We start from the raw sequence: 18,302 nt of genomic DNA on the forward strand, positions 1-18,302 counted from the left end.
CCGCGGCGCTCGATCGGGCGGGCGGGCGCCGCGGCCGCGCGGACCTGGGCACACCACACCCGCAACACGAAAACTATTACACAACCAGGTGAATCACGCGCTTCTGCGCGGATCGGGTGATTCCCGCTGAATGCGCCTCGCCGACAACCGTGTGACACCGCGGTCGCGAGGAGGGCTCGGTTCGTCACAGGCATGATGTCGAGCACTGCCGCGGCGACACCTGATTCGTCGAACAGCGTTCCACCCGAAGGCGCCGGCCGGATCCGGTTTGAACCCGATCGCGCCGGGGTAATGCACTCGGGTGACCTCGACGCGGCCGCGCCCGGCAGGCAGGAGATGTGCCCGGACCTGCGCTTCCGGTCCCGGTCGCGCCAGATCGGACCCGCTGCCGGCGGGTCGGCGGAACTCCCGCGCAAGGAGCCCGTCGCCACCGCCGGCGCCTGTTCCGCCGAGGTTGCGCCCCAGTGGGGATCGTCACACCACTGTGTAACGACGAGGTCAAAAGGCCGGTCCGTGTCATCTACGGTGGGTTGTCGTGCCAAGATTCCTGGTTATGGCCCCACACGTCCCTGATCTCAGCGACGGTGCCGCGCACATCCGGCCCCGTCGGCGTGTAAGCGGACCGATCCCGGGATCGACGAGGTGGATCCGGTTGTGACCGCTGATCTGAGCGGAAGTGCCGAGCGGACGGAACTGCTCCCTCCCCGGCAGAGCGCGTGGCTGACGCTGGTCCGGCAGGTGCCCCCGCGGGTGCTGCGACCGGGCGTGCTCGGCGCTGTGCTGATCACCTTCGGCGGGCTGGGCGCGGGCGCGGTCGTCCGCCGGGACCCGCTGCTGAGCGGCACGTTCCTCAACGCGATGCGCTACGGCCACGGGCACGACCTCGCCTTCGCCGTCCTGTTCGTGGGACTGGCGCTGATGGTGGTGTCGTGGGTCCGGCTCGGCCGCCTGGTGCGCACCGGGCGGATCGGCGGCCGGGCGGTGGCGCTGACCGCCGCGGCCTGGACCGCGCCGCTGGTGATCGCCCCGCCCCTCTACAGCCGGGACGTCTACAGCTACCTGGCGCAGGGCGCGGTCGCGCTGCGCGGGTTCGACCCCTACGCGACCGGCGCGTCGGCGCTGGACCTGCCGCTGAGCGGGAACGTGGCCGGGCTGTGGCAGGACACGCCGTCGCCCTACGGCCCGCTGTTCCTCCTGCTGGCCAAGACCACGGTCGCCGTGGTCGGCGACAACGTCATCCTCGGCGCGATCCTCATGCGCCTGGCCGTGCTCGCCGGGCTGGTGCTGCTCGCCTGGGCCATCCCGGGCCTGACCCGCCACCTCGGCGGGCGCGCCCCGGTCGCCCTGTGGCTGACCGTGGCCAACCCGCTGGTGGTGGCCGTGGGCATCGGCGGCGCGCACAACGACATCCTGATGGTCGGCCTGATGGCCGCCGGGGTGCTGCTGGTGCTCGACCGCAGGCACCTGCTCGGGTTCGCGGTGATCGCCCTGGCCGCCGCGGTGAAGGCCACGGCGCTGCTGGTCGCCCCGTTCCTGGTGTGGGTGTGGGTGGCGCGGATGTCGGGCCCGGCGCGGCACCGCTTCCTCAAGGGGGCGGCCGCCGGCGGCGCCGCCTTCGCGGTCGTCTTCGCCCTGTCCACCGTGGTGGCGGGCGTCGACCTGGGGTGGATCGACGTGCTGCGCTCCCAGACCCCGCTGCTGACCTGGATGTCGCTGCCCTGCGCGGTGGCGGAGCTCGGCTACCACGCGGTCGGCCGCCACGTCGGCTTGTTCACCTACGAGGGCTTCCTGGGCTTCTTCCGGTCGGCCGGCATGTACCTGCTGGTCGCCGTGCTCGTCCGCCAGTGGTGGCTGGCCAGGGAGGGCGGTGCGGAAGCGGTCCGGCGCGCCGCGATCGCCCTGCTCGCCGCCTCCGTGCTCGCCCCGTCGGTGCTGCCCTGGTACTTCACCTGGGCGCTCGCGCTGGCCGCGGTGTTCGCCTGGCAGGACAGGTGGCTGGCCGTCGCGGCGGGCGTCTCGGTGTGGATGGTGCTGGTCACCCTGCCCGACGGCACGATCGTGGCCCGGTGGACCTACGGCTCGATGAACCCGTGGGTGTGGTGGCCCTACCTGGCCCTGACCGTGCTGGTCGGCGTGTGGGTGGGCCGGGCGCTGCTCCAGCGCGAGCCCGAACCGGCGCGCGGCGCGGCCGCCGGGGCGGCGTCGCCCGGGGTCGGCCTGCCCGGCGTGGACCTGACGGGCGTGGACCTCACCGGGGTGGACCTGAAGGACCTGGCCGACCTGAAGAAGATCGACTTCCGGGACGGGGATTTCCGGGACGCGGATTTCCGGGACGTCGACTTCGACGAGGTGGCCGAAGCCCGGCGGCGCGGGGGCACCGGTGGCTGACCGGGTGCGCGCGGCCGAGGAGCGGGTGCTCGGGTTCGCGCCGCTGGTGCTCGTCCTGTCGCTGGGCTGGTACGCGTGGCGGCTGGGCAACCCGGCGGACTGGGGCATGATCGACCTCAAGGTCTACTGGAGCCTCGCGCCGAACCTGCTCAGCGACCAGCTCTACTCGGTCACCATGCCGTTCACCGCGGACTTCCCGCTGCCGTTCACCTACCCGCCGTTCGCGGCGCTGGCGTTCCTGCCGGTGTCGGCGCTGCCGTGGCTGGCCGCGCGGATCCTGTGGCAGGTGCTGTCGCTGATCTGCCTGTGGTGGCTGGTGCGCACGTCGCTCGGGCTGCTGGCCTCCCGCGCCGGGCAGCCCTACGACGCCACCTGGTCGCGCCGGGCGCTGCTGTGGACCGGACTGGCCCTGTGGTGCGAGCCGGTGCGCAAGACCCTCGACTTCGGGCAGATCAACCTCGTGCTGGTCGCGGGCACCTTCGCGGCCCTGGTGGCGACCCGCCAGGCGGTCGCCGGCCTGGGCGTCGGCGTCGCCGCCGGACTGAAGCTGACCCCCGCGATCTCGGGGCTGTACTTCCTGGTCACCCGCAGGTTCGCGGCCGCGGCCTGGTCGGTGGCGGGGTTCGCGGTCACCGTGGCGCTGGGCTTCGCCGCCTCGGCGGGCGACTCGTGGCGCTACTGGTTCGAACTGCTCGGCGCGGCCGACCGGGTGGGCCCGGTGGGCTCCGCGATCAACCAGTCGCTGCGCGGCGCGCTCTCGCGCACCCTCGGCCACGACGTCGGCACGTCGTGGCCGTGGCTGCTCGCGGTGGCGGTGTCCGCGGTGCTGACCGGGTTCGCCCTGCGCGCCGCGGTCCGGGCCGGCGACACCCTGATCACCGTGGTGGCCGTGCAGCTGTTCGGGCTGCTGCTCTCGCCGATCTCCTGGAGCCACCACTGGCTCTGGGTCATCCCGCTGGTGCTGTGGCTGGTCCACGGCGTGCCGGGTCGGGGGTGGCGGGCCGTCGCCCTCGCCGCGGCCTGGGTGGTCGTGACCGGCGCGGACCTCATCACGTTCCTGATCGACCAGCAGCCGTCCATCTGGGAGATCCCCCGGCCGTGGCCGCTCGCCGCGCTCGGGTGGGCCTACCCGGCGCTCGGGCTGCTCACCCTCGCGGTGGTGCCGAGGCTGCTCCGCGGGGGCGGGCAGGCCGGCGCGACCCCCACCCCGACCTCGAAGGCCGAGCGCAGTGCCCTCTGACCCGTCCGCCCCGGTGACCTGGGAGCGGCGGCTGCTGGCCGTCGCGCCGTGGCTGCTGATCGCCTCCGCGCTCGTCCGCACCTGGACCATCGTCACCGGGTTCGGCAACGAGACGATCGACCTGTACGTGTACTGGGCGCTCGCGCCGCACGTGCTGGAGGGCGACCTCTACCAGGTCACCTCGCCGCACTCGCCGCCCGACTTCCCGCTGCCGTTCACCTACCCGCCGTTCGGCGCGCTGGTGTTCCTGCCCATGACGTGGCTGCCGTGGGTGGCGGCGCAGTGGACCTTCCGGCTGCTGTCCGGGCTGTGCCTGTACTGGCTGGTGCGGGTGTCGCTGCGCCTCGTGGCGGGCCCCGGGTGGACCGCGGAGCCGAGGGTGTGGCGGCGGCGGGCGATCCTGTGGACCGCGGTGCTGCTGTGGCTGCAACCCGTCTACCACACCTTCGAGTTCGGGCAGATCAACCTGGTGCTGGCGGGTGTGGTGCTGGCCGCCATGGTGGCCCGGGACCCCCGGGTCGCGGGCGCGGGGATCGGGCTGACCGCGGGTGTGAAGCTGGTGCCCGCCATCTCCGGGCTGTACTTCCTGGCCACGCGCCGGTTCGCCGCCGCGGCGTGGTCGGTGGTGGCGTTCGCGGTGAGCGTCGCCCTGAGCTTCCTGGTGGACGCGGAGCAGGCCAGGCGCTACTGGTTCGAGCTGCTGGGGGCGGCCGACCGGGTGGGCCCGGTCGCCACCGCGCACAACCAGTCGCTGCGGGGCGCGCTGTCCCGGACACTCGGCTACGACGTCGGCACGTCGTGGCCGTGGATCGTGGCCGCGGTGGTGTCGGTGGTGGTGGCCGGGCTCGCCCTGCGGGTGGCGGTGCGGGCGCGCGACGCGCTGCTCGGGGTGCTGGTGGTGCAGTTCCTGGGGTTGCTGCTGTCGCCGATCTCGTGGGACCACCACTGGGTGTGGGTGGGCGCGCTGCTGATCTGGCTGGCGCACTCGCGGGTGGTGCCGTGGGTGCGGTGGACGCTGCTGGCGCTGTGGTGCCCGATCATGTTCTGGGACCTGATCGCCTTCCAGCTCGACCGGCAGCCGACGATCTGGACGATCAGCCGGCCGGGGTGGCTGTCGCTGGTCGGCTGGGCCTACCCGGCGTTCGCCCTGCTCACGCTGGCGGCGGTCGCCTTCGTGCTCAAGGACCGCCTCGGCGGTGACCGCGGACCGGCCTCGGCTGAGGTCGACGGGCTGGACGGCGCGAAGGCCGCTTAGGTCACGCGGGTCGCTCAGGTGGCGCGGGTCGCTCCGATCGCGAAGGCCGCTCAGGTCGCGAAGGCCGCTCAGGTCGCGAAGGCCGCGGGCCCGGAAATGTCGTACCCCGCCGGCAGGATCAAGAACGGGGGTCCCCTCTCGCGGGGGACCCCTGTTCGGCATCGCCCACCGGCCCCGAGGACCACCATGACCGACATCGCCCTGTTCCACCACGCCCAGGGCCTCACCCCCGGCGTCCACGCCTTCGCCGACCGCCTGCGCGCGGCGGGCCACCGGGTCACCGCGCCGGACCTGTTCGAGGGCAGGACCTTCACCACCGTGGAGGACGGCGTCGCCCACGTGGAGGAGATCGGCGTCGACGCGGTCGTGCGGCGCGGCGCCGACGCGGTGGCCGGCCTGCCCGAGCGGGTCGTCTACGCGGGCTTCTCGCTCGGGGCCATGCCCGCCCAGAACCTCGCCCAGACCCGCCCCGGCGCGCTCGCCGTCCTGCTCTACCACGGCGCGGTGCCCGCCACGGCCTTCTCCCCGTCCTGGCCGGCCGGGGTGGCGGTGCAGGCGCACGTCAACGACGAGGACGCCTGGGGCGACCTGGGCGTGATGCGGGAGCTGGTCGGGCTGGTGCCCGACGCCGAGCTGTTCACCTACCGCGGTTCGGCGCACCTGTTCACCGACAGCAGCCTGGAGGCGTACGACGCCGACGCCACCGCGCTGGTCGTCGAGCGCAGCCTCGCCCTGCTCGCCCGCTGGTCCTAGGGCGTCCGGACCGCGATCGGCGCCGGCGCCGGGTACCGTGGCCCACCCCGTTCTTACAACGATGTAAGCGATTCGGGGGAACCGACTACCATCCCGGTCGTTACCGGGAACCGAGTTCGGGGAGGCGCTGGTTGGCCACGCTCAAGGACGTCGCCGCGTTGGCGGGCGTCTCGGTGAAGACGGTGTCGAACGTGGTCAACGGCTACGCGTTCGTGAAGCCCGAGAACCGCAGCCGGGTCGAGCAGGCGCTCGCCGCCACGGGCTACCGGCCCAACCTGGGCGCCCGCAACCTGCGCCGCGGCCGGACCGGCTTCCTCGCCCTGGTGCTGCCGGAGCTGGTGGTGCCCTACTTCGCGGAGCTGGCGAACCTCGTGCTCGGCGCGGCGCAGGAGCACGAGTGGAACGTGCTGATCGAGCAGACCCGGGGCACCCGCGACGGGGAGCGCGACACGCTCGCCGCCCTCGGCCCGCACATGATCGACGCCGCGATCGTCAGCCCGGAGGCGCTGGAGGGGCGCGACTTCGGCGAGCTGGCGCCCGGCATCCCGGTGGTGCTGCTGGGCGAGCACCACGTGGACGTGCCGTTCGACCACGTCGGCATCGACAACGTGGCCGCCGCGCGCGAGGCCGTGGCGCACCTGGTCTCACTGGGCCGCACCCGGATCGCCGCCATCGGCGCGCACCCCCACCGCGGCACCGCCGCGCAGCGCCTGACCGGCTACCGGCTCGCGCTGGCCGAGGCGGGCCTGCCGGTGCGCGACGAGCTGGTGGCGACCGCGCTGAACTACCACCGCCGGGACGGCGCGGAGGCCATGGCGCGGTTGCTGGCCTCCCCCGAGCCGCCGGACGCGGTGTTCTGCTTCAACGACCTGCTGGCCGTGGGCGCGGTGCGGGCCGCCGCCGAGCGGGGCGTCCGGGTCCCGGACGACCTCGCTGTCGTAGGCTTCGACAACACCGAGGAGGGTGCCTACAGCCTCCCCTCGCTGACCACGGTCGCACCGGACAAGGCGGCTATCGCGCACGCCGCGGTGGACCTGCTGCGCCGGCGCGTGGACGACACCGAACGGCCGCCGGAGCACGTGCGGACGCCGTTCACGCTGCGGGTGAGGGAGAGCACGGGTGACGCGTGACGGGGTGTTCGAGGCTCCGGGCAGGATCAACCTCATCGGTGAGCACACCGACTACAACGACGGGTTCGTGCTGCCCATCGCCCTGTCCCACTCGGTGCGGGTGCGGGCCCACCGGCGCGACGACGGCGTGCTGCGGATGGCCTCCCGGCAGGTCGGCGGCACCGCCGAGCTGAGCGTGGCGGACCTGCGGCCGGGTGTGGTGACCGGGTGGGCCGCGTACGTGGCGGGCGTGGTGTGGGCGCTGCGCGAGGCCGGGCACCCGATCGGCGGGTTCGACCTGCTGGTGGACGGCACCGTGCCGCCGGGCGCGGGGCTGTCCTCGTCGGCGGCCCTGGAAAGCGCCACCGCGCTCGCGGTGACCGAGCTGTCGGGCATCGCGCTGGACCGCCGGGAGCTGGCGCGGATCGCGCAGCGGGCGGAGAACGAGTTCGTCGGGGTGCCGTGCGGGATCATGGACCAGTCGGCCTCGCTGCTGGCCTGGGAGCGGCACGCGCTGCTGCTGGACACGCGGACGCTGGCGGTCGAGCACATCCCGTTCGACCCGGTGGCCGCCGGGCTCGCGCTGCTGGTCGTGGACACCAAGGCGCCGCACCGGCTGGTGGACGGCGAGTACGCGGCCCGCCGCCGCGACTGCCACCGGGCCGCCGAGCTGCTGGGCGTGGCCGCGCTGCGCGACCTGGTCGGCGAGCCCCGCGACCTGCCCGAGAAGCTGGTGCCGCGGGTGCGGCACGTGGTGGGCGAGAACGCGCGCGTGCTGGAGGTGGCGGACCTGCTGCGGGCGGGCCGCGTCCACGAGGTCGGGCCGCTGCTGACCGCCTCGCACGAGTCGCTGCGCGACGACTTCGAGGTGACGGTCCCCGAGCTGGACGTGGCGGTGGAGGCGCTGCTGCACGAGGGCGCGCTGGGCGCCCGGATGACCGGCGGCGGCTTCGGCGGCTGCGTCGTCGCCCTGGTCGAGGAGTCGGCGGCCGACGCCTGCGCGGCGGCGGTGCGCTCGGCCTTCGCGGGCCACGGCTACACCAAGCCCGAGAGCTGGACCGCCACCGCCGCCGGCGGCGCGCGCCGGGTCGTGGAACCGCCCGGTTAGGCCGGTGCGAGCCGGACCGGGGAACCGCCGTCGGCGGGCCGGTCGAGCGGCAGCACGTCGCGCAGGGGCTTGAGCACGGTCTGCTCGGCGTGGCCCGAAGGCGTGGGGCCCGAAGGCGTGGGGCCCGAAGGCGGGGCCACCGGGGACGGGGCCACCGGGGACGGGGGCACCGGGGACGGGGGCACCGGTCGCGGCCTGAACACCGTCGGGTCCGGGTCGACCTGCGGCACGATCGGCGTCGGCGGGGCGGCCGGCACCGGCACCGGGACGGCCGCCAGGTAGGACTCGGGGAACTCCACGTCCACCGACACCTCGTCGCCGCCGATCTCGCGGGTGATCCACGGCCCGGTCTCCACTAGCTGCTTCAGCGTCCTCACGTGCAGGCCGTTGACGCGCTGGAGGTACCACTCGTCCGGCGGCAGCTGCCCCATCCGGCCGGCCAGGCGCGCCTTGACCTCCTTCACCCGCTCCCACAGCACGGCGGTCAGCGCCGCCCGGTCGTACGGCCCGTCCAGGCCGTCGCGCAGCCGCGCCTCGATGCCGCGCGCCACCCCGTCCTCGTCGGGCATGAGCATGGTGGTCCAGGCTCGCGACTTCTCCCGGTACTGGAGCTGCTGCATCAGGCCCTCGTGACCGGAGAAGTCCGACGCGCGGAACTGCCTGCCCCGCCACCGCGAGCGCAGCGCGCCCGCCAGCGACAGCGCGCTCTTCACCCCGGTGTTCAGGCCGCGGCCGGGCCAGAAGTGCAGCGAGTTGGCCGCGTCGCCGATCAGGAACCCGAACGTGGCCGGGCCGAGCTGGGCGGTGAAGCGGGCGTTCTGCGTCATGCTCAGGTTGAACATGGTGACGCCGAGGATGTCGCGCGGCGCCGCGCCGAAGAACCGCACGCCCTCCAGGACCCGCGGCCACAGGAACGACAGCCGGTCGACCGAGGGCTTGAAGACCGCGCGGTGCCGGTCGCAGGCGAACCGGTCGCCGCGCGGCAGCATCGTGCAGCGGTAGGTGCGGATGCAGTCGACCGGGCTGTGCTCGCCGATGGCCACGATCTCCGAGGCTTCCTCGGCGGTCAGCCGCATGTTGATGAACCCGCCGCCCAGGGAGTTGAACAGGTACCGGTTCTGGCTGACCGTCAGCGGCACCGTGTGCTCGTCGGGGAACACGCCCTTGACGCGGATGCCGAGCACGGTCTCCACCAGCTGCTCGCCGTCGACCGAGTAGAAGTCCCGGTCGGGCTTGCCGAAGTGGTCCTTGAGCCGGTCGCGGGTCGGCGAGTTCGCGCCGTCGGCGACGACCAGGATGTGCGTGTCGCCCCACGCCGCCGGGACCTCGTAGCGGCCGGGCACGAGTTCGACGCCGTAGACGTCCTGGGCCATGTCCAGCAGGCAGTCCTCGACCCACCGGATGCGGACGTTGCGCGGGCGGCCCTTCGCCGCGGGCGAGTCCGGGCCCAGCGGCCACATCTCCCCGAAGCGGCCCTCGGTGAACAGCCGCTCCTGCACCCGGTGCGGCAGCGTCGACCACACGTTGCTCTGGAGGGTCACCACCTGCTCGCGCCGGAAGTTGCCCTCGGCCTGCCCCAGCCACACCACCCGGTCGCCCTGCCGCCGCCACCGCCGGTCGTGGACGCGGACCTCGACCTGGTCGCCCATCATGGCCCGCAGCGCGCAGGCGAAGGACAGCCCGACCGGGCCACCGCCCGCCACCACCACGCGCAGCGGCTCGCGGTCACCCGGCAGCGGGTCGAGCCGGGGGAACAGGCCGGTCGCCCAGTCCCCGGCGGGGGTCCCGGCCGGCCGCCGCGGCATCCTGATCAACGTGGTCCTGGCTTCGGCCTCGGTCACGACCGGTTCCCCCTCAAGGATGGACATCGAGTGCTGCTCCAACACGTACGGTGATCCAAAATGGTTCACCCGGTGTGTTGACGCGCCAGAGGCCCTTCCAGATACACCCTGTCGGCGGTTTTTTCACCCAACCCGCCACGGACCGTCAAGCGACGAGGGTGATCATGCCCTTCGCCCGCGACCGGACTCCGCCGAGGCCCCCGGCCCGGGTCCGCCGCCGCAGGCGCCGCTCCCAGCGGGCCGGCGCGGTGGTCGTCCGCCGCGGCCGAGCCCGTCGGCGTCGAGCCCGGTCGTCCGATGTGGACGAACCCGGGTCGCGGCGCCCCGGACCCGCCTGTCCCGTTCCCCGGCGGGGAACCCGTCGCGGCCGCTGCCCGCCGGGCGTGCGCCCACCCCACGGGCCCGCTACGGCATCCCGTCTTGCCGTGCCCCGTCGCCCACCCCGATCCACCGCGCGTACACGCGTCGATCACCTGGTGGGTGTAGGCAGGGGCCCGCAGAAGTTTCGGCAGCGTTCTTCCCGGCCCTGCACCGAAGGAGTGCCGATGTCCCCGTTGACCCGACGAGCGCTCATCGCCGGCGGCGTGGCGAGCGCGGGCGCGACGATCCTCGCGCCCGCCGTCGCGAACGCCCTGGCCTACCCGTTCACCCTGGGCGTCGCCTCCGGCGAGCCCGCGCCGGACGGCTTCGTGATCTGGACGCGGCTGGCGCCCAGCCCGCTCGCCGCCGACGGCCTGGGCGGCATGGCGGCCGACCCGGTGACCGTCGAGTGGCAGGTCGCCACCGACAACCGGTTCACCCAGGTCGTGCGCAGCGGCTCCGCCGTCGCGACGCGCGACTGGGCGCACAGCCTGCACGTGGAGGTGACCGGCCTGCAACCCGGCCGCGAGTACTCCTACCGGTTCCGCGCGGCCGGGCACATCTCGCCGGTCGGCCGCGGCGTGACCGCGCCCGCGCCCGGCACCAGCCCGGCGCTGACCATGCTGTTCGCCTCCTGCTCGCACTACGAGGAGGGGTACTTCACCGCCTACCGGCGGATGGCCGAGGAGAACCCGGACCTGGTCCTGCACCTGGGCGACTACATCTACGAGGGCGCCGCGACCACCACCCGGGTGCGCGGGTTCGCGCCGTCGGCGGAGATCGCCGGCCTGGCCGACTACCGGGTGCGGCACGCGCAGTACAAGACCGACGTGGACCTCCAGGCCGCGCACGCCGCCGCGCCGTGGCTGGTCGTGTGGGACGACCACGAGGTGGAGAACAACTACGCTGGCCTGGTGCGCGCCAACACCTCCCCCGCGGGCGACTTCCGGGCGCGCCGCGCGGCGGCGTACAAGGCGTACTACGAGCACATGCCGCTGCGGCCGGCGCAGCGGCCGGTGGCGGAGGACATGCGGCTCTACCGCCGGGTGCGCTGGGGCGGCCTGGCCACGTTCCACATGCTCGACACCCGGCAGCACCGCGCCGACCAGGCGTGCGGCGACGGCACCAAGGTCTGCGCGGACGCCGACGACCCGGCGCGCACCCTCACCGGCGCGACCCAGGAGGCGTGGCTGCTCGACGGGATGCGGCAGCGGCTGGGCACCTGGGACTTCCTGGGCCAGCAGGTGTTCTTCGCGCAGAAGCTCGCCTCGGCCGACGGGGCGAGGTCCATGGACTCCTGGGACGGCTACACCGCCAACCGGGACCGGCTCCAGCGCGGCTGGGACTCGGCGGGCCTGCGCAACACCGTCGTGCTGACCGGCGACGTGCACCGGTCGTGGGCGGCGGACCTGCTGCTCGACTACGACGCCCGGGACCGGGTGGTCGGCACCGAGCTGGTCACCACCTCGATCACCTCGGGCGGTGACGGCAACGCCGCGGACAACGGCCTGTCCGCCCTCAACCCGCACGTCAGGTTCTACAAGAACCTCCGCGGCTACGTCCGCACCCGGACCACCTCCACGCGGGTCGACGTCGACTTCCGCTTCGTCGACCGGGTCACCACCCGCGACTACCCGGTCCGGACCCTCCAGAGCTACGTCGTCGAAGCGGGCAACCCCGGATTGCAGGCGCCATGAAGAAGATCGTCCCCCTGGTGTGCGGGCTCCTGCTGCTGGGCGCGGGCACCGCGTCGGCGGCGGCCACGTGGACCACGGCCAACAGCACCGCGACCGGCGACCAGGACAACGCCGCGGTGGCCGCGGTGCGCAACGGCTGGACGGCCGTCGTCTGGGAGGACGACCGCGACGCCGCCACGCCCACCGACCCGGTGCACAGCGACGTGTGGGTGCGGCTGTTCAAGGACGGCGCGTCGCGCTACGAGAAGAAGCTCTCGGCGGGCGGCAGCGGTGACTGGCGGCACGTGCGGCCGGACGTGGCCCTGCACGACGACGGCACCGCGGTCGTGGTGTGGGCCGACGACGCCGACGGCAACGGCTACTACAACATCCAGGTGCGGGCGCTGTCGGCCACCGGCGCGGTGACCGGCTCGGCGCGGGCCAACGCGAGCGCGGACGGCCAGCAGCTCGCCCCCGCGGTGGCCACCGACCCCGACACCGCCGGGTTCGCGGTGGTGTGGGAGGACCGGCAGACCGGCGCGGAGCCGACCGTGCGGGCCGCCGGGTTCGCGTCGGTGACGTCGAAGACCTACGAGGTGCGGGTGAACGACGCGGGCGGCACGCACCAGCGGCCCGACGTGGCCGTGGGCGCGGCCGGCAACGCGGTCGTGGTGTGGGACGAGGACGGCGACGGCAACGGGTTCTTCAACATCGGCCGCAAGGTCCTGACCCCGGCCGGCGGGGTGAGGCTGGCGCAGGGCACGGCCAACGCCGCCGGTGACGGGCAGCAGCGGCGCCCGGTGGTGGCGGCGAACTTCAACGGCGACTTCGCGGTGGCCTGGGAGACCGACCACCCGGGCGTCGCCGCGGTGGCCGCCCGGTCGTTCACCGCCGCCGGGGTGCCCCGGACCGCCGCCGACACCGTGCTGGCCGACCCCGACCAGGCCGGGACGGACCCGCGGATCGGCCTCGACGACCAGCTGAACGTCGTGGTGACCTGGGTGCGGGCGCAGGACGTGGTCACGCAGGGCCTGAACCCGGACGGCACGGTCGAGGGCAGGCTGCCGCGGCAGGCGACCGTCTCGACCGCCACCGGGCGGCAGGACGAGCCGGCGCTGGGCGTGGACGCGTGGGGGCGGATCACCGTCGCCTACACCGACGACCAGGACGGCAACGGGTTCGACCAGGTCTACCTGGGCACCGGGCTGGTCAACAGCACCTGGTGACCCCGGGCGGGACGGTGGTACCGGGGGTGCGCCGCGCCGGCGCGGCGCACCCCCTTCCGTTAGTGGCCGGTCGTCACGGCTCTCCCATCACGTGACAACCGGCCCGAGAACCGCGTGGCACTTCGTCCTCCCACCGCGGTCAAGACGTGAACACCGAGCGTGCCGTGCCGGGCCCCTCGTCCCGGAAACGCTCCCCAGATCCGACGTCCGAAATCGGCGGCTACTGTGTCCCGCGGCACAGGCCGGTGTCAAGCACCCCGCGCGACGGTGTGACCGGACCGCAACCGGGCCGGTCCCTCCGCGAGGGAACCTCATGTGCGGACCACAGTGGACCGCCGGTCAGACCAGCCTGACCTCGACCCCGCGCGCGCGGAACCGGCGCACGTCCTCGGGGGCGGCGTCGGTGTCGGTGACCAGCACGTGGACGCCGCTGATGGGGTACGCCTCGGCGAACGCGCGGGCCCCGATCTTGGCGGAGTCGGCCACCACGACCACGCGTCGGGCGCGGGTGGCGAGCAGCCGGTTCACGTCGGCCTCGCCCTCGTGGTGGGAGTAGGCGCCCGAGTCGGGGTCGATCGCGTCCACCCCGAGGAACGTCACGTCGAGGCTCAGCTCGTTGATGATCTTCCCGGCGAGCGGGCTCATCAGCTGGTAGGTCTGCGGCCGCGCCACCCCGCCGGTCACCACCAGCTTCACCTGCGGCCGCACGGCCAGCTCGGTGGCGATGTTCAGCGCGTTGGTGACCACGGTGACCAGGCCGTCGCCGTCCGCGCCGCCGAACTCCGCGCTGGTGGCGAGCGCGCGGGCCACCTCGGTGGTGGTCGTGCCGCCGTTCATGCCGACCACCGCGCCCGGTGTGACGAGCCCGGCCGCCGCCCGCCCGATGCGCTGCTTCTCCCCCTCCCGCCGCACCGTCCGGTAGCGCAGCGGCAGGTCGTAGGCGACCGCGTGGGCGACCGCCCCGCCCCTGGTCCGGGTGAGCAGCTGCTGTTCGGCCAGGTGGTCGAGGTCCCGGCGGATGGTCGCGCCGGAGACGTCGAGCTCGACGGCGATGTCGTCCACCTCGACCCGCCCGCGTTCGGCCACGAGCTCCAGCAGTGCGTTCAACCGGTCGTAACGGTTCACGCGGCACCTCCCGCACCCCAGGCACCGCACAGTACCGATTCCGGGACGCCGGGCGGAACGGTTCAGAAGGCGGTACCGCCCCGCCCCGCGTCCCGGTCGGGCCGGGTCAGCAGATGCTCTGGCTCGTGTTGACCAGGGTGTTGTTGCGGAACGTGGTGTTGTTGCCGCACGGGCTCTCGCGGATGGCCGAGTTCGACACCCGCAGGTTCTGGATGACGATGTCGCTGGTCACCGGGAACTCGCTGCGCGCCGCCAGCCGGATGTCGCCGGGGCCGGAGACGGTGCCGCTCTGGGCGGCGATGGTCACGTTGTAGCAGTTCTCGATCAGGATGGCGTTGTTGCCGGTGTTGGCGATGTCCACCCGGTCGATCTGGAGGCCGCCGCTCTCCGAGACGCAGAAGATGCCCCGGCCGCCGCCGCGGGCGATGACCTGGCCGACCCGGACGTTGATCGGGTAGCTGCTGCCGACGCGGCCGTTGCGGTTGGCGGTGCGGAAGGCGGCGTAGCCGGTGCCGGTGCCCGCGTTCTCCGCGTCCACGGTGCCGACGGTGGCGTTGATGGTCTGGTTGAGCAGCAGGCCCGACTCGCCGACGCCGCGCGCCACGACCGTGCCGATGGTCAGGCCGTCCACGCCGTAGGTCTCCACGGCGTGCGAGCTGGCGCCCTGCACGTAGGCGTAGTCGATGCGGACGTTGCGGGTCCACTGGCTGGTGTCGCCGCGGTTGTCGATGCGCACGCCGAGGCCGCGCGACAGGCGCATGTTCACGGTGCCGATGACGACGTTGGTGACGTTGCGCATGAAGATGCCGTAGAGCGGCGTGCCCGTGAGGGTGAGGTTCTGGACCTCGATGTCGCGCACGCCGCGCGCGTACACCGGGGCGTAGTCGCCCGAGCCGGATCCGGTGACGTCGATGGTGCCGCACAGGTCGATCGTGGTGTAGCTGCGCATCGAGTACCGCTCGCCCGCCGGGATGGAGCCGGAGGCCCGGACGACGATCCGCTCCTTCGAGGTGCGGTTCGCGGTGAGGCTGTCGTTGGCGGCCTGGAGGGCGGCGCGCAGGCTGTTGCCGGTGTAGACGGTCCGGCTGCCGTTCCGGGCGGTGAAGCTGCTCCCGGAACCGGTGACCTCGGCGTTGTACGAGCCGTCGCCGCAGGCGGCCTGCGCCTGGGGTGCGGTGGCGACCTGGAGGAGCGCCGCGGTCAACGCTGACACGGCGAGCAGAGCTTTCATCGGGGTCTCCTGCATCGGTTTGGTAAGCGCTTTCCTACATGGCGGCGGATGTCCTTGGGGTTTTCGGGGGTGGAGGTTTCGTCGGTGGGGTTGGCGGCGGTCCGTCGGGGGACGACGGACCGCCGCCGAAAACCGCGGACGCGGCGGCACGAAGCGCCGACCACGCCTGGGAGCGTTCCCAGAACGGTAGTAGACCGGATGGGCGGTGCGCCGTCAAGGGCTCGGGCGCGCCCTCGACGGCGCGGTGGGTCACGCCCGCCGCTTGGTCCACACGTCGTAGGCCACCGCCGCGAGCAGCACCAGGCCCTTGACCAGCATCACCCGCTCGCTGGGCGCGCCGATCAACGACATGCCGTTGTTGATCACGCCCATGATCAGGCCGCCGGTGATCGCGCCGACCACCTTGCCCACGCCGCCCTGCACCGCCGCGCCGCCGATGAACGCCGCCGCGATCGCGTCCAGCTCGAACGAGGTGCCCGCGGTGGGCCCGGCCTGGTTGAGCCTGCCCGCGAAGATGATGCCCGCCAGGGCCGACAGCACGCCCATGTTGACGAACACCCAGAAGGTCACCTGCTTGACCTTCACGCCCGACAGCGTGGCCGCCTGGAGGTTGCCGCCGATGGCGTAGACGTGCCGGCCGAACACCGACCGGTCGGCCATCACGGAGTACCCCATCGCCAGCACGGCCAGCAGCACCAGCACCCACGGCAGGTTGCGGAACCGGGCCAGCTGCACCACCACGGCCAGCACGACCGCCGCCGCCAGCACGATCTTGAGCACGAACACCGGGAACGGGTCGACGACCTGCCCGTAACCCAGCCGGGCCTTGCGCTTGCGCCACTGGGTGAACGCGAACCCGGCCACCACCGCGACGCCGACCAGCAGGCTCACCAGGTCCGCGCCGCCCAGCGGGCCCAGGCCGACGTTGCCCAGGTAGCCGGAGGTGAAGCCGTTGGCCAGGGTGCGGATCTGCTCCGGGAACGGCCCGATGCCCTGGTTGCCCAGCACGGTCAGGGTGAGCGCGCGGAACACCAGCATGCCCGCCAGCGTGACGATGAACGCCGGGATGCCGAAGAACGCCACCCAGTACCCCTGCGCCGCGCCGATCACCGCGCCCGCGGCCAGCGTGATCAGCACCGCGAGCCACCACGGCACGCCCAGCTGCACGGTCAGCACCGCGCAGACCGCGCCCGTCAGCGCCACCACCGACCCGGCGGACAGGTCGATGTGGCCGCCGATGATCACCAGGATCATGCCGATGGCCAGGATCAGCACGTAGGAGTTCTGGACGATGATGTTGGAGATGTTCTGCGGCTGGAGCAGCGCGCCGTCGGTGAGCACCGCGAACAGCGCCACGATCAACGCGAACGCCACGTAGATGCCGGACTGCCGCATGTTGACGGTGAACCGCCGCTGCGGTCGCGCCTGCTCCGGGAGCGGGGTCGGCGCGGTCTTGGTGGTCATGAGGTCTGTCCCTGGGTCATGTGCTGCATCAGGCGTTCCTGGGTGGCCTCGGCACGGGTCAGCTCACCGGTCACGCGGCCCTCGGCCAGCGCGTACACCCGGTCGCACAGGCCGAGCAGCTCCGGCAGCTCGGAGGAGATGACCAGCACCGCGCGCCCCTGGTCGGCCAGTTCGTTGATGATCGAGTAGATCTCGTACTTCGCGCCCACGTCGATCCCGCGCGTGGGCTCGTCGAGGATGAGCACGTCCGGCTCGGTGAACATCCACTTGGCCAGCACGACCTTCTGCTGGTTGCCGCCGGACAGCGTGCCGACCCGCGTGCCCACGCCCGAGGTCTTGATGTTCATCGAGCGCCGGAACCGCTCGGCGACCGAGAACTCCTCGTTCTCGTTCACCCAGCCGCGCCTCGCGAGCTTGCCGAGCCCGGCCGCGGAGACGTTGCGCTTGACGTCCTCGACGAGGTTGAGGCCGTAGCGCTTGCGGTCCTCGCTGACGTAGGCCAGGCCGTGGCGGATGGCCTTGCGGACGGTGCGCGTGTCGATCTCGCGCCCGTCCTTGACCACCCGCCCCGACACGTCGACGCCGTAGGAGCGGCCGAACACGCTCATCGCCAGTTCGGTGCGCCCCGCGCCCATCAGCCCGGCCAGGCCGACGATCTCGCCGCGCCGCAGCACCAGGTTGGCCCGGTCCACCACGACGCGGTCCGGCTGCGACGGGCTGTGCACGGTCCAGTCCTCGATCCGCAGCACCTCCTCGCCCACCCGGGGCGTGCGCGGCGGGAAGCGGTGCTCCAGGTCGCGGCCGACCATGCCCGAGATGATCCGCTCCTCGTCCACCTCGCGGGCGGGCAGCGTCTCGATCGTGCGGCCGTCGCGCAGGATGGTGATGCTGTCGGCGATCCGCTTCACCTCGTTGAGCTTGTGCGAGATGATCACCGAGGTGACGCCCTCGGCGCGCAGGCCGTCGAGCAGGTCGAGCAGGTGCGCGGAGTCGTCGTCGTTCAGCGCCGCGGTCGGCTCGTCCAGGATGAGCAGCCGGACGTCCTTGGCCAGCGCCTTGGCGATCTCCACCAGCTGCTGCTTGCCCACGCCCAGGTCGTGCACGGGCGTCGTGGGGTTCTCCCGCAGGCCCACGCGGGCGAGCAGCTCGCCCGCCGCGTGGTTGGTGCGGTTCCAGTCGATGAAGCCCCGCTCGGCCCGCTCGTTGCCCAGGAACAGGTTCTCCGCGACGGACAGCTGGCCGCACAGCGCCAGCTCCTGGTGGATGATCACGATGCCGCGGCGCTCGCTGTCGCGCACGCCGCCGAAGGAGCACGGCTGCCCCTCGAAGACGATCCCGCCCTCGTAGGACCCGTGCGGGTGCACGCCGGAGAGCACCTTCATCAGCGTGGACTTGCCCGCGCCGTTCTCGCCGCAGATGGCGTGGATCTCACCGCGCCGCACGGCGAGCGAAACGTCGCGCAGCGCGGTGACCCCGCCGAACCGCTTGGTGATGCCGCGCATCACCAGGATGTCGTCGGACATGCC

At 73.1% G+C, this 18,302-nt stretch carries 13 protein-coding genes; 8 read left to right on the plus strand and 5 right to left on the minus strand.

Annotation, left to right across the window (positions count from 1 at the left end; all coding sequences use genetic code 11):
* The first annotated feature begins 654 nt into the window (after positions 1–654).
* The 6 genes from mptB (at position 655) to galK (ending at position 7,853) form a co-directional block, all read left to right on the plus strand.
* Positions 655–2,388, plus strand: coding sequence for a polyprenol phosphomannose-dependent alpha 1,6 mannosyltransferase MptB (mptB, locus tag ACFP3R_RS11595; protein WP_380635375.1), 1,734 nt, complete (start codon positions 655–657; stop codon positions 2,386–2,388).
* Positions 2,381–3,628 carry a mannosyltransferase gene (locus ACFP3R_RS11600; RefSeq protein WP_380635377.1) on the plus strand — a complete coding sequence of 416 codons (1,248 nt, stop codon included), beginning with the start codon at positions 2,381–2,383 and terminating at the stop codon, positions 3,626–3,628. Before mptB ends, ACFP3R_RS11600 begins: the two co-directional genes overlap by 8 nt.
* Positions 3,618–4,883, plus strand: coding sequence for a glycosyltransferase 87 family protein (locus ACFP3R_RS11605; protein WP_380635379.1), 1,266 nt, complete (start codon positions 3,618–3,620; stop codon positions 4,881–4,883). The genes ACFP3R_RS11600 and ACFP3R_RS11605 overlap by 11 nt, the downstream gene beginning before the upstream one ends.
* Positions 4,884–5,069: 186 nt before the next feature.
* On the plus strand, positions 5,070–5,636 hold the full coding sequence (locus ACFP3R_RS11610) for a dienelactone hydrolase family protein (RefSeq protein ID WP_380635381.1): 567 nt from the start codon (positions 5,070–5,072) through the stop codon (positions 5,634–5,636).
* A 131-nt stretch (positions 5,637–5,767) separates the two neighbouring features.
* Entirely contained in the window at positions 5,768–6,766 is a 999-nt protein-coding gene (locus tag ACFP3R_RS11615; RefSeq protein WP_380635383.1) for a LacI family DNA-binding transcriptional regulator, read from the plus strand.
* Positions 6,756–7,853: a galactokinase gene (gene galK / locus ACFP3R_RS11620; RefSeq protein ID WP_380635385.1), complete on the plus strand. Its 1,098-nt coding sequence runs from the start codon at positions 6,756–6,758 to the stop codon at positions 7,851–7,853. Before ACFP3R_RS11615 ends, galK begins: the two co-directional genes overlap by 11 nt.
* On the opposite strand, the gene ACFP3R_RS11625 is transcribed toward galK, so the two are convergent.
* A complete protein-coding gene (locus ACFP3R_RS11625; protein WP_380635387.1) occupies positions 7,850–9,721 on the minus strand; it encodes an FAD-dependent monooxygenase family protein in 1,872 nt (623 codons plus the stop codon). The genes galK and ACFP3R_RS11625 overlap by 4 nt on opposite strands.
* 518 nt (positions 9,722–10,239) lie before the next feature.
* On the opposite strand from ACFP3R_RS11625, the gene ACFP3R_RS11630 reads away from it, so the two are divergent.
* Complete coding sequence (locus tag ACFP3R_RS11630; RefSeq protein WP_380635389.1) at positions 10,240–11,751, plus strand: alkaline phosphatase D family protein; 1,512 nt, start codon at positions 10,240–10,242, stop codon at positions 11,749–11,751.
* The gene (locus ACFP3R_RS11635) at positions 11,748–12,956 is read left to right on the plus strand and encodes a hypothetical protein (protein WP_380635391.1); all 1,209 of its coding nucleotides are present in this window, start codon (positions 11,748–11,750) and stop codon (positions 12,954–12,956) included. The genes ACFP3R_RS11630 and ACFP3R_RS11635 overlap by 4 nt, the downstream gene beginning before the upstream one ends.
* 339 nt (positions 12,957–13,295) lie before the next feature.
* Here the strand turns inward: ACFP3R_RS11635 and ACFP3R_RS11640 are convergent, their stop codons facing one another.
* The 4 genes from ACFP3R_RS11640 to mmsA all read right to left on the minus strand — a co-directional run bounded on the left by ACFP3R_RS11640 (position 13,296) and on the right by mmsA (position 18,299).
* Complete coding sequence (locus ACFP3R_RS11640) at positions 13,296–14,081, minus strand: DeoR/GlpR family DNA-binding transcription regulator (RefSeq protein ID WP_380635392.1); 786 nt, start codon at positions 14,079–14,081, stop codon at positions 13,296–13,298.
* Positions 14,082–14,187: 106 nt separating this feature from the next.
* Positions 14,188–15,312, minus strand: coding sequence for a hypothetical protein (locus tag ACFP3R_RS11645; protein WP_380635394.1), 1,125 nt, complete (start codon positions 15,310–15,312; stop codon positions 14,188–14,190).
* Between the two features lie 249 nt (positions 15,313–15,561).
* Positions 15,562–16,776, minus strand: a complete 1,215-nt coding sequence (mmsB, locus tag ACFP3R_RS11650; protein WP_380635395.1) for a multiple monosaccharide ABC transporter permease — start codon at positions 16,774–16,776, stop codon at positions 15,562–15,564.
* A complete protein-coding gene (mmsA, locus tag ACFP3R_RS11655; RefSeq protein ID WP_380635397.1) occupies positions 16,773–18,299 on the minus strand; it encodes a multiple monosaccharide ABC transporter ATP-binding protein in 1,527 nt (508 codons plus the stop codon). Before mmsA ends, mmsB begins: the two co-directional genes overlap by 4 nt.
* Between the last annotated feature and the right edge of the window lie 3 nt (positions 18,300–18,302).

Origin of the sequence: Saccharothrix lopnurensis, assembly GCF_042658445.1 — a bacterium.
GTDB classification, from domain to species: domain Bacteria; phylum Actinomycetota; class Actinomycetes; order Mycobacteriales; family Pseudonocardiaceae; genus Actinosynnema; species Actinosynnema lopnurensis.